The organism is Psychrobacillus glaciei (assembly GCF_008973485.1).
Classification (GTDB): Bacteria; Bacillota; Bacilli; order Bacillales_A; family Planococcaceae; genus Psychrobacillus; species Psychrobacillus glaciei.
In genome coordinates this window covers 3,335,951-3,347,459 of sequence record NZ_CP031223.1, presented here as the reverse complement: position 1 = coordinate 3,347,459, position 11,509 = coordinate 3,335,951, and the positions used below count along the sequence as shown (strand labels likewise).

Sequence of the window (11,509 nt, the reverse complement as noted above, 5' to 3'; positions counted from 1 at the left end):
GAAAGCAAGTTTATTATTAAAAAAAGTGCAAAATAGCCGAAATAATGAGAGAAATAGAATTTGGGGGTTAATAAATGGATATATCGACGGTTGTTGGTCTCATCATTGCGTTTGTTTCATTATTAGTTGGGATGTATTTAAAAGGAGTTGGTCCAGGAAGTTTATTAGTTCCTGCAGCTATCTTAATTATTATATTTGGAACAATTGCTGCTGTAGTAATTGCTTTTCCGATGAATGAATTGAAAAGGGTACCAAAGCTATTTGGTGTAATATTCAAAGATAAAAAACTTGCAGATGATAGTGAAGTTATTAAAATGTTTTCTAGTTGGGCTGATTTAGCACGTAGAGAAGGCTTACTCGCACTGGAAAGTAAGATTGCGGATGTAGATGATCCATTCTTAAAAAATGGGTTAACATTAGCAATTGATGGACAAAATGCGGATTATATTAGAGATGTACTAACAGAAGAAATCGATGCTTTAGAAGACAGACATATTGGTGGAGCTTTAATATTTTCGCAAGCAGGTACATATGCCCCTACACTAGGAGTGCTAGGAGCAGTTGTCGGACTAATTGCAGCCCTTAAAAACTTAAATGATATTGATTCATTAGGACATGCTATATCAGCAGCTTTTGTTGCGACATTACTAGGTATTTTCACTGGGTATATTATTTGGCATCCATTTGCAAATAAGCTTAAACGCAAATCTAAGCAAGAGGTTCGTCAAAAAACGATGATGTTAGAAGGGATTCTTTCCGTATTAGAAGGAGACGCTCCTCGTGTTATTGAACAAAAGTTAGCCTCGTATTTGTCGATGTCAGATCGCAAGAAAATTATGAGCGAAAGCGGGGAGGCTGGCTTTGGCAAAGAAGCATAAAAAACATAAAGAAGAAGAACATATGGACGAGTCTTGGCTTATTCCATATGCGGATATATTGACTTTATTATTAGCGCTATTTATTGTGCTGTTTGCATCCAGTACAGTTGATCAACAAAAACTCCAACAAATGTCACAAGTCTTCAGTGAGGTGTTTGATGGGGGCAATGGTTTAATGGAACATCCTTCTCCGATAGATGTGCCAATAACGCCAGATCAAACGAATGAAAATGAAAATGAGCAAAGTTCAGCTTATATTGAAGATCAACAAGCACTGTCAGCTATTAAAGCTAGTGTAGATGAGTATATAGCAGTCAATGCACTAGAAAAGCAGTTCGCAACGAAATTGACGGATGAAGGGCTTCTTGTTACAATCCGTGAGAATATTTTGTTTGATACGGGAAAAGCACAAGTAAAATCTGAATATCGCCAAATTGCCGAAGACATATCTGATCTTTTAGTATTTGATCCTCCTAGAAATGTCGTTATAACAGGACATACAGATAATATACCAATTTCAAGTAGTGAGTTTTCCTCTAACTGGGAACTAAGTGTTATGCGTTCAGTAAATTTCCTGAAAATTTTAGTTAGTAAAGGTACAATTGATCCGTTGTACTTTAGTGCAAAAGGTTATGGTGAATTTAAGCCAGTTGCTTCTAATGATACAGCAGTAGGCCGCGCTAAAAACCGACGTGTAGAAGTGTTAATCCAACCTCGTGTGTTACAAGATGGTACTTTAAACGATGCACCTAAATAAGAGAGACGTAAACTGATAACAATTTTGAGTTGTTATCAGTTTTTCTTTTGACTTTTCTAAACAAAAGTTTATAATTAAAACAAAAGTTTGTAATGAAAGGAGGGTTATCATCATGCAACCAAAAGAAATACAAATTTTACAGTACCTTCGAAAAAATCCGTATGCGTCTCAATTAGAAATAGCAGATACTCTTAATATGTCCAGACCTGCAGTAGCCAATATTATTTCTCAATTAATTCGGAATGGTCAAATAACAGGAAGAGCATACATACTTCCTGAAAAAAATGAGATCATTTGTATCGGTGGCGCAAATTTAGATCGAAAATATTCAGTTAAAAATAAATTACAAATGGGTACTTCTAATCCAACTACGAGCTCCCAAAGTGTTGGAGGAGTAGCAAGAAATATAGCTGAGAATATAGGTAGACTAGGGCATAGTGTACGTTTGTTATCGGTAGTTGGGAATGATATCGAGTATCAGATAATAGAAAAAGCTTCTAGTAATTGGATGAACTTATTTTCTGTAGAAAAACTTGCTAATTATTCTACTGGCACATATTCTGCCGTATTAGATAGGCAAGGCGAGATGCTTTTTGCACTAGCTAATATGGAAATATATGATCAACTATCTGTTGAATACATGAAAAAACAAGAGTCTCATCTTTCGAATGCACAACTATTAATCGTGGATATGAATTGTCCAAAAGAAGTAATTGAATACTTACAAACACTTGCAATGGGAAAAAATATCTCACTCGCAATTATTCCTGTATCTTCTCCTAAGATGGAGAGAATGCCGGATAACTTGCATGGAATAGAGTGGATCATTTTAAACCGCGACGAGGCTGAAGCATATTTACACATGAAAATCATTGATGAATCATCATGGAAAAAAGCTGCACAAACTTTTGTACAAAAAGGTGTCAATCATGTTGTTATTACAAATGGTAGTCAAGGCGTAATGTATTCGAGTGAATCCATTGATTCGACATACGTTCCTGCGATGCAAGTAGATCATGTAGTAGACGTCACTGGAGCTGGAGATGCTTTTGTCTCTGGTACGCTTCATGCATGGTTGGAAGGAAACGATCTAAAATCGGCAATAAGTGCTGGCATGTTAAATGCGAGTAAAACTTTACAATCTGCAGAGACTGTTCGTACAGAGCTTTCTAAAATTACGCTAAATAATGAATTGGAGGAATATTTATCATGAGAGAATTTTTAACATTTTCAAAAGAAGTAGAAGAAGGAATGGCAGCAGGGAAAGCAATTGTTGCTTTAGAATCGACAATTATTTCACACGGAATGCCTTACCCACAAAACGTAGAAATGGCAAGAGAAGTGGAGCAAATTATACGTGAGAATGGTGCTGTTCCAGCAACAATTGCCATTATGGATGGGAAGATTAAAATAGGTCTTTCAGAAGAAGAGCTTGAAACACTAGGCACAAGTAAAAATGCACGAAAAACTTCTAGAAGAGATCTTCCTTATGTAGTAGCTTCCAAAGAAATTGGTGCAACAACAGTAGCAACAACGATGATTTGTGCAGAGCTAGCAGGTATTAAAATGTTTGTAACTGGTGGTATCGGTGGAGTTCATAGAGGTGCAGAAACGACGATGGATATTTCAGCAGACTTAGAAGAACTAGCTTCTACTAATGTAGCGGTCGTATGTGCTGGTGCAAAATCTATTTTGGACATAGGTCTGACACTTGAATATTTAGAAACAAAAGGCGTTCCTGTTGTCGGATACCAAACGGATGCATTCCCGGCATTTTATACGGCGACTAGTGCATTTAACGCAAACTTCCGTCTGGATGAGCCACAAGAGGTTGCAAACATGCTAAAAGTGAAATGGGATCTAGGTTTAAAAGGTGGAGCAATTATTGCAAATCCAATCCCTGTTGAGCATTCAATGGAAGAAGCATATATTATTGAAATTATTGAAAAGGCTTTAAAAGAAGCTGAAGAAAACGGCATTAAAGGGAAAGACGTTACACCATTTTTACTTGGAAAAGTAAAAGAATTAACAGAAGGAAAAAGTTTAGAATCGAATATTGCATTAGTTTACAATAATGCAAAAGTAGGCGCTAAGATTGCTGTTGAACTAAATAAACTATAAAAAAACTTCCCGAGAACTAATCTCGGGAAGTTTTTTTACTTTCGTAAGTTTCCAAGTTCTGCTGCGATTGCTTGCATTTCGCTTGGACTAAACGATTCTCTTTTTTTCACCATTTCATACAAGTAGACCAAATCCTCGTATTCAGTCGCATTAAAATTCTCTGGTTTCATAGCATCTACGTTTACCATACGAAGCTTCTCTTTTATTGTTTCAATCATATACGTAACATTTTCAACAGAAGGCTGTGATAAATTCATATTTTGTTCCTACCTTTCATACATTAGAACTTTATCCCGCTTAACGGGCTGTAAGATTTCCAAGCTTCACTTTATCATTTCACGCTCCGCATAGATTGTCAAACACTAAATAGATTTTGCTGCTTTAGCCGCTAGTTTTTCCTCTTTTAATTTATCTTGGATACGTTTAGTTTCATAAACAACTATTCCAGATAGACCAAGTAACCCAATTAAGTTAGGAATAGCCATTAAAGCGTTAGTAATATCAGAGAAAGTCCAGATTAAATCAAGAGAAACCACTGAACCGATAAATACCATGATTACAAATGCAATACGATATATGATTAATAAAGACGGATTTTTAAATAAGTATTGGAAACATTTCTCACCATAATATGCCCAACCGAAAATAGTAGAAGAGGCAAAGAAAATTAATCCAATAGCAACAACGTACGGACCAAAATTACCAAGGAAATGTCCAAATGAAGCCGAAGTTAATTGATTTGCAGCTAGACTAGTATCTTTATACATACCTGACATTACAATTGTAACACCTGTAATCGAGCATATAAGGAATGTATCTAAAAATACTTGTGTCATGGAAACAAGAGCTTGACGACCTGGTAAATCCGTTCTTGCAGCTGCTGCAGCAATTGGAGCAGACCCTAGACCAGCCTCATTAGAGAATACCCCACGTGCGATACCGTAACGAATAGCCGCACCAATTGCACCGCCTGTTGCTGCTTCAGCAGAAAATGCCATTTTGAAAATAGTAGCAAATGCATCAGGAATTGCAGTAATATTCATTACCATAACGATAATTCCAGCCAATAAATAAAATAGGGCCATTACTGGTACAAAAATAGCAGTTACATTACCAATAGATTTAATTCCTCCAAGAATAACAAGTGCAGTAAATATTGTAAGGACAACCCCTGTAATCCAAGTATCTAATCCAAAAGTGGATTTTACTACTCCTGCAACTGAGTTAGATTGAGTCCCGTTTCCAATACCAAATGCAGCAATGGCACCAAAAATTGCAAAGAGAACTGCTAACCATTTTTGTTTTAAACCATGTTCTAAGTAGTACATCGGACCACCGGCCATTTGACCTTTTGAATCTTTTACTCGGAATCTTACGGCTAAAATTGCTTCACTATATTTCGTAGCCATTCCGAAGAAAGCTGAGAACCACATCCAGAAGATGGCTCCAGGTCCTCCGAGCACAACGGCAGTAGCAACCCCTACGATATTTCCTGTACCAACAGTTGCAGCAAGTGCGGTTGTAAGGGCTTGGAATTGAGAAATATCTCCCTCTGCAGTTTTATCGTGCTTTTTAGAAAATACCAATCTTAAAGCAGTAGGTAAAAGGCGGATTTGTAAAAAACCTACACGAACCGTTAAATAAATACCTGTCCCAACGATTAATATTAGTAATGGTATTCCCCATAAAAAAGAAGATACGTTACCTAAAAAATTATTTAAAGCTTCCATTCTACTAACCCCCCTATGTTTCTTTTTGTTATTTACTCTAGGATAATATGTTCCTTTCTATGTAATTCTCCCTTGTTATAATATTCATAAAATTCAGCACTTTAGTCAAGACTATTTTTTAATATATGCTAATTATTTGTTTTATTACGCTTCGTCACGGGTATAATTAAATACATACACATTTAAACATGGAGGTTATCACATGAGTGAATCTAAATTAGCAAAAGGGATTGTTTGTGGAGCATTAATAGGTGGAGCGCTAACTATGTTAGATCGGTCGACAAGAGATACGGTTGCACAGAAATCTAGATATATTGGAAAACAAATTCGATATTACAGTAAAAATAGACAAGAACTAATAACGACCCTTGAAGATCAAATAACGAAATGGAAATCATTTTACGATCAGTTTGCTTCTGATGCAACGTACATATCACAAAAAGTAAATGAAGTGAAAGGAATTACACCACAAGTCAAAACGCTACTTACGGATACAAAAGAAGTATTTACTCAATCGAAAGAAGAATACAAATCAATTGTTATCCCTGAATCGGATGAAAATATCGTGAAACAATAAAAGAAATGAAAGGAGAGGATGAAGTGGAGCGTAATCGTATAAAAGAGGAATTACAAGAAGGAAATACTTCATCCTCAACTACTTGGCGTGAAAATATGAAGTTTTTATCTATTAGAAAAAAGCAAACCCGCAGTACGGAACCGCAAGATTTAACGACCTGGTCCGGATACTTTAAGCATTTACTAAGACATATTCAGAGAGCAGATATTACAGGATTAGGAGCACAACTTGCTTATTTTTTCCTCTTATCATTGTTTCCAATGCTTATTTTTATCATGACGTTATTACCATATATAAACTTGGATGAAGCACAAGTATTTCGGTTTTTAGAAAACTATGCGCCAAAAGAGGTATATATGCTTATTGAGGGAACCGTATCAGATGTATTAGGAAATCGCAATGGAGGATTACTATCTATCGGAATTCTTGGTACCATTTGGTCGGCATCGAAAGGCATGAATGCTATTGAGATGTCATTAAATAGATCTTATGAGTTAGAAGAAACCAGACCATTTTTTATAGTAAGAGGTTTATCAGTTATTTTTACCCTACTCATGATTGTACTACTTGTTGTCGCACTAGTATTACCTGTATTTGGTCAACAAATTGGAACTATTCTATTTTCCTATTTCGGATTTGAAAAAGGATTTCTTGAACTTTGGAATAATATCAGATGGATAATCAGCCCACTTGTTATTTTTATAGTATTCACTGCTCTATATTGGATTGTCCCAAACAAAAAGTTATTATTAAGAAGTGTAATTCCTGGAGCAGTTTTTGCTACATTAGGGTGGATTATTGTGTCGTTAGGATTCTCTTATTATGTTAGTAGCTTTAGCAACTATTCTTCCACTTATGGAAGTATAGGAGGAATCATTGTTCTAATGTTGTGGTTATATTTATCGGGAATTATTTTATTAGTGGGCGGGCAGGTAAATGCAGTAATGCAAGAAAGAAAGAATGCATTTTTACAGAAAAAAGCAAAGGGTCTAAAATCTAACCCATTCGGTTGAGAGGAACAAAACTTTAAATAACAACGTAAATATCGAAACAAATAACACTAAATTAAAGTACAAATTAGCATTGCTTTTAGCAGTGCTTTTTTTAGTGCGCCAGGCATGGCGACTATCTAGGTGGTGAAAGTCCACTGTGGGGGTACACATCAACTAACCACTAGAGAAGCGCAAGGTACTTATCGCGAGGTAAGGGCTGAAGGAAGCGTGTATCAAAATCTTGGCTCAACGAACAGAAATCTGATACCAAGGCTTTATAGGTGGATAAGGCTCCTAAACAAGTCAAAGTCCAAAAGATGTGCGTAACCCTATAAAGTAAATCAGGTGAGTAAAAGAGGAAAGATAGTTGTCTTACCCTGGGAGGTCTCACGGACAGCTGAGGAGTCCCCTATAAAGAAAGCTGGTCGGAAAAGGTTTATCGTGAGAAGTCAGCCGAAGCCATAGTAATGATGAAAATCATGAAGGGCTGAACAATTTATAGTGTTTCTACACCATAATTGCACGAAAGATAAACTTCTGAATGTGTTAATGAGGAAAGTATGAGCGTATCTCAGAGGATACTCAAAAGAGAAGTGTCTTATCGTCACGTGAAAGGAAAGGAAGAAACGAGTGTGGAGCTTTTAGAAGAAATCCTAAACAATCAAAATATGAATCAAGCCTATAAGCGAGTGTACCGTAATAAAGGCACGAGTGGAATAGACGGAGTGACTGTGGAAGATTTGAAGGTACACCTAAGGGAACATAAGGATGAACTGCGGGATCAAATTCGGAAAAGGAAATACCAGCCAACGCCGGCATTACGAGTCGAGATTCCAAAAGAAAATGGAAATATGCGTAAACTAGGTATTCCAACAGTTGTCGACAGAGTGGTACAACAAGCGATTAGCCAAATACTCGGCCCCATATTCGAAAAACAATTCAGCGAATACAGCTATGGTTTCCGACCAAGAAGAAGCTGCGAAATGGCAATTATCCAGGCTTTGGAATATATAAATGACGGACATGAATGGTTAGTAGATATTGACTTAGAGCGATTCTTTGATACAGTTCATCACGACAAGCTGATGAGAATCATCTCCCATACGATTAAAGATGGAGATGTAATTTCCCTCATACGGAAATACCTTATAAGTGGTGTGATGGTCAATGGAAAGTATGAAGCTACACCAGTAGGAACACCGCAAGGTGGCAACCTTAGTCCACTTTTAAGCAATATTATGTTGAATGAACTGGACAAGGAACTGGAGGCAAGAGGACTGCGTTTCGTAAGATACGCAGATGATAGCCTTATTTTCGTCAAAAGTGAGAAAGCAGCAAACAGAGTACTTTCTTCCATTACAGAATTTATCGAGAACAAATTGGGATTGAAAGTGAATACGGGAAAAAGTAGAATCTCACGACCTAGTGAAACAAAATTTCTAGGATTCGGTTTCTATTATGATTCTACTAAGCAGAGGTTTCAACCAAGACCACATGGAATGTCGATTCAGAAATTTCAAAGGAAACTGCGCCAGCTAACAAAAAGAAACTGGGGCATCTCACTTGATGACAGAATCATCAAGCTGAAACAAGTCATTTTCGGTTGGACCAACTATTTCAAGATAGCCAACATGAAGAAAATCCTTGGGACAATAGACGCAAAGCTCCGTTCTAGAATTCGGATAATTATTTGGAAGCAGTGGAAGAACAATAAAAAGAGAATAAAGTCTCTCGTTCAACTTGGCATACCAAAGGAAGAAGCCAAAGGTTTAACCTACTGTAGAAAAGGTTACCGATTCATTGGGTTATCGAAGGTCGTACACAGAGCCTTGTCTAACAAGCGACTAAGGCAGAGGGGAATCCCCTTTGCCTTAGACCACTATCTAATAGTACACACTGAAATATAAATTGAACCGCCGTATACGGAACCATACGTACGGTGGTGTGAGAGGGGCGGAAAGTTATTAACTTTCCCTTCTACTCGATTATGTTTATCGAAGTATTGAAGAATAAATAAAATTTAATCTGCAAGGGGCTGAGAAATTGAGAGTTGCATTCTTTGATAGAGATGGCACTATAATTGAGGATTATCCGGACCATGGATGGACTGGAATAGAGCATCCAGTATTTATTGATGGTTCAATTAACACATTAAGAGAAGTCACGAGGAAAGGTTATAAAATAATAATTGTTACCAATCAATACATTATTAACGAAAGATACATTTCGATTGACCAATACCAAGATATAAATAATAAATGAAAATTGAGTTAACTAGCCAAGGTGTTGAACTACTTGATGTCTTTTATTGTCCACATAGTAAAGTCAAAGGGTGTAATTGTATAAAGCCGCAAATTGGAATGATTAAGCAAGTAATCGGTAAATATCCTGGAATTAATTTAGGTGAATCCTTTGTTATTGGTGACTCAGCAGTTGATATAGAATTAGCGATATACATAGGAATTAAAGGTTTTGGAATAGGAGTAGGTTCTAATTAAAAGATAGAAAATATATCAATTGAACACTATAAAAGATTTAACAAATTATATTTAATATTGGTATATAGCTTTGTCACCACAAGAATTTTATATAAGTAAGATTTTCTTCTAGAACTAACAAAGGCGTTGGTTTAAGAAGGATTAATGCTCCTTTTTGTTGAAACTAATTAAAGAACTCGAATGAAAGGAGAACAAAAATTTGGAAAATAGATATCAAAAAATAATTTCATGGGTAGAAGATATAAAGGATCGAAATCATAGCTCTGCATCAGCATTGATTATACTTAAGGATGATGCAATGGTATTAGAACATTACAGTGGAAGCCACTCTAATACAGAAGGTTCATTGCCTATTACTCAATTCTCACAGTTTAATGTTGCATCAGCGAGAAAAAGTTATTTAGGACTAGCTGTTGCATATGCAATCCATGAAGGTAAAATTAAAAGTCTTGATGATTATGCAGTAAATTACTTTGAAGAATTCGATAAAGAATTACTCGGTAGAACGACCATTAGGAATTTAATTACTCATTCGCATGGTTTAAATGAGGATGAGTTTGGAGCGGTTTATAGAGAGTTCAACCCTGCTAAAGGGTGGGCGTACAGAGGGATTAATGTGTTAATGATGACCCAACTAATTAAACGATTATACAACCAAAGTATTTCTGAATTGTTACATGAAAGAGTCTTTTTACCTTTAGGTTATAAGGAAACGGCTTGGCAAACAAAAGAAAATGAAAAATTAGTTAAAGTCATTGTTAATCCTAAAGAAGAGGCAACATATAAACTGGGCAATTCAAATGATGGAACTGAGTCTAACCTTTATGTCTCTGCTAGAGAATTTGCACATTGGGGCAATCTTCATTTAAAAAGAGGAAATATAAATGGAAAACAAATTGTTCCAAAAGAAGTAATTGAACTAGCAACACAAGTTCAAAGCCCTGAATATAAAAATAAAGAATTTCCATTGAATGGAGCGTATTGGTATGTACAAGGAACCCCATCATTAAGAAGTGAGATTGGGGATCGAGTGCCAAAAGGTGCTTTTCAAATAATAGGGGTAACAGGTCCAACTTTATTAGTAATACCTGAATATAATGTTGTTGTGGCGAAGATGTATAACAAAAGATATAACTATGAAGGAATAGACGGGGAAAATTATCTCTATTATTTAAAAGAATTTAGTAACTTAGTAGCTGATACATTCTCTAAATAATTTTTTATTGAACTCAAGTGGTGCTTAACTTTGTTCAAATAAATCAAAGGTGTTAGTTATGGTTTCCCAAAACAAAAAAAATTTCAAAGGGGTTCATATGGTGAGATTTCTAATAATGACAATAGGGACAACACATAGTGGAAAAACTACTTTCGCTAAGATTTTAGAAAAAAGATTAATAAATTCAATTGTTATTGACCAAGATGTACAAGGAGAATTTTTAGAGAAACATTATCCATCCTTATTACCAGAAAAAGGACTAAAAATTTTAAAATTTGCTCTTCGCAAAACCGATAACCATATTATTTTATGTAATTCTAACCGACAAAAACAACCTCGATTAAATTTGATAGAAAAGTTTAAAAAAGAAGGTTTTCAAACCCTTATTGTAAATTTCAATTTACCGCTAGAGATATTAAAAGACCGTATTATAAATAGTCATCGTGATACAACAATCCTTAGAAACGTGTCAAACTATAACGAAGTATTAGAAATTCAGCTGAAGCAAACTAAAAATGAGGGTTTTAATCCTCCTAATGAAGATGAAGTGAACCACCTATTCTCTATTTGTAATGAAAATGATGTTCAAAAAGTTATTGAAAAAATCATTAAATTAATTTAAGTGAAGGGATAAGATGCACTTATTCAACTAACGAAGCGCAATGGTTAAATATGATATTATTGATGAAATAAAATTTTGGAATTGCGAACTAAGGATTATTTATATAATCTGAGAAAGG

13 protein-coding genes are annotated in these 11,509 nt (G+C 35.5%); 11 read left to right on the top strand and 2 right to left on the bottom strand.

Going from position 1 to position 11,509, the window contains the following annotated elements; all coding sequences use genetic code 11:
• Positions 1-74: 74 nt before the first annotated feature.
• From motA to PB01_RS15925, 4 genes are all read left to right on the top strand, one after another.
• Positions 75-878, top strand: a complete 804-nt coding sequence (gene motA / locus PB01_RS15940; RefSeq protein ID WP_151701094.1) for a flagellar motor stator protein MotA — start codon at positions 75-77, stop codon at positions 876-878.
• Positions 862-1,635 carry a flagellar motor protein MotB gene (motB, locus tag PB01_RS15935; RefSeq protein ID WP_151701093.1) on the top strand — a complete coding sequence of 258 codons (774 nt, stop codon included), beginning with the start codon at positions 862-864 and terminating at the stop codon, positions 1,633-1,635. The genes motA and motB overlap by 17 nt, the downstream gene beginning before the upstream one ends.
• Positions 1,636-1,747: 112 nt before the next feature.
• The gene (locus PB01_RS15930) at positions 1,748-2,848 is read left to right on the top strand and encodes a carbohydrate kinase (RefSeq protein WP_151701092.1); all 1,101 of its coding nucleotides are present in this window, start codon (positions 1,748-1,750) and stop codon (positions 2,846-2,848) included.
• Positions 2,845-3,756: a pseudouridine-5'-phosphate glycosidase gene (locus PB01_RS15925; protein WP_151701091.1), complete on the top strand. Its 912-nt coding sequence runs from the start codon at positions 2,845-2,847 to the stop codon at positions 3,754-3,756. Before PB01_RS15930 ends, PB01_RS15925 begins: the two co-directional genes overlap by 4 nt.
• A gap of 35 nt (positions 3,757-3,791) precedes the next feature.
• Here the strand turns inward: PB01_RS15925 and PB01_RS15920 are convergent, their stop codons facing one another.
• Both PB01_RS15920 and PB01_RS15915 read right to left on the bottom strand, forming a co-directional pair.
• The gene (locus PB01_RS15920; protein WP_151701090.1) at positions 3,792-4,013 is read right to left on the bottom strand and encodes a DUF1128 domain-containing protein; all 222 of its coding nucleotides are present in this window, start codon (positions 4,011-4,013) and stop codon (positions 3,792-3,794) included.
• A gap of 105 nt (positions 4,014-4,118) precedes the next feature.
• Positions 4,119-5,486, bottom strand: a complete 1,368-nt coding sequence (locus PB01_RS15915) for an alanine/glycine:cation symporter family protein (RefSeq protein WP_151701089.1) — start codon at positions 5,484-5,486, stop codon at positions 4,119-4,121.
• Positions 5,487-5,688: 202 nt separating this feature from the next.
• Between PB01_RS15915 and PB01_RS15910 the strand changes: the two genes are divergently transcribed.
• From PB01_RS15910 to PB01_RS15885, 7 genes are all read left to right on the top strand, one after another.
• Positions 5,689-6,063, top strand: a complete 375-nt coding sequence (locus PB01_RS15910; RefSeq protein WP_151701088.1) for a YtxH domain-containing protein — start codon at positions 5,689-5,691, stop codon at positions 6,061-6,063.
• Between the two features lie 23 nt (positions 6,064-6,086).
• Entirely contained in the window at positions 6,087-7,076 is a 990-nt protein-coding gene (locus PB01_RS15905; protein ID WP_318837476.1) for a YihY/virulence factor BrkB family protein, read from the top strand.
• A 611-nt stretch (positions 7,077-7,687) separates the two neighbouring features.
• Complete coding sequence (gene ltrA / locus PB01_RS15900) at positions 7,688-8,962, top strand: group II intron reverse transcriptase/maturase (protein ID WP_151702082.1); 1,275 nt, start codon at positions 7,688-7,690, stop codon at positions 8,960-8,962.
• Positions 8,963-9,098: 136 nt separating this feature from the next.
• Entirely contained in the window at positions 9,099-9,317 is a 219-nt protein-coding gene (locus PB01_RS21480) for an HAD family hydrolase (RefSeq protein ID WP_225986064.1), read from the top strand.
• Positions 9,314-9,553, top strand: a complete 240-nt coding sequence (locus tag PB01_RS21475; protein WP_225986063.1) for an HAD hydrolase-like protein — start codon at positions 9,314-9,316, stop codon at positions 9,551-9,553. The genes PB01_RS21480 and PB01_RS21475 overlap by 4 nt, the downstream gene beginning before the upstream one ends.
• Before the next feature lie 199 nt (positions 9,554-9,752).
• Positions 9,753-10,769, top strand: a complete 1,017-nt coding sequence (locus PB01_RS15890) for a serine hydrolase domain-containing protein (RefSeq protein WP_151701087.1) — start codon at positions 9,753-9,755, stop codon at positions 10,767-10,769.
• 115 nt (positions 10,770-10,884) lie between these two features.
• Complete coding sequence (locus tag PB01_RS15885) at positions 10,885-11,391, top strand: ATP-binding protein (RefSeq protein WP_192797372.1); 507 nt, start codon at positions 10,885-10,887, stop codon at positions 11,389-11,391.
• Positions 11,392-11,509: the final 118 nt, after the last annotated feature.

Bases quoted from the DNA above. Each gene is read 5' to 3' on its own strand.
- PB01_RS15920 (WP_151701090.1), bottom strand. From the start codon at position 4,013: ATGAATTTATCACAGCCTTCTGTTGAAAATGTTACGTATATGATTGAA.
- motA (WP_151701094.1), top strand. From the start codon at position 75: ATGGATATATCGACGGTTGTTGGTCTCATCATTGCGTTTGTTTCATTA.
- PB01_RS15910 (WP_151701088.1), top strand. From the start codon at position 5,689: ATGAGTGAATCTAAATTAGCAAAAGGGATTGTTTGTGGAGCATTAATA.
- PB01_RS15930 (WP_151701092.1), top strand. From the start codon at position 1,748: ATGCAACCAAAAGAAATACAAATTTTACAGTACCTTCGAAAAAATCCG.
- PB01_RS15925 (WP_151701091.1), top strand. From the start codon at position 2,845: ATGAGAGAATTTTTAACATTTTCAAAAGAAGTAGAAGAAGGAATGGCA.
- PB01_RS15885 (WP_192797372.1), top strand. From the start codon at position 10,885: ATGACAATAGGGACAACACATAGTGGAAAAACTACTTTCGCTAAGATT.
- PB01_RS15915 (WP_151701089.1), bottom strand. From the start codon at position 5,486: ATGGAAGCTTTAAATAATTTTTTAGGTAACGTATCTTCTTTTTTATGG.
- PB01_RS21475 (WP_225986063.1), top strand. From the start codon at position 9,314: ATGAAAATTGAGTTAACTAGCCAAGGTGTTGAACTACTTGATGTCTTT.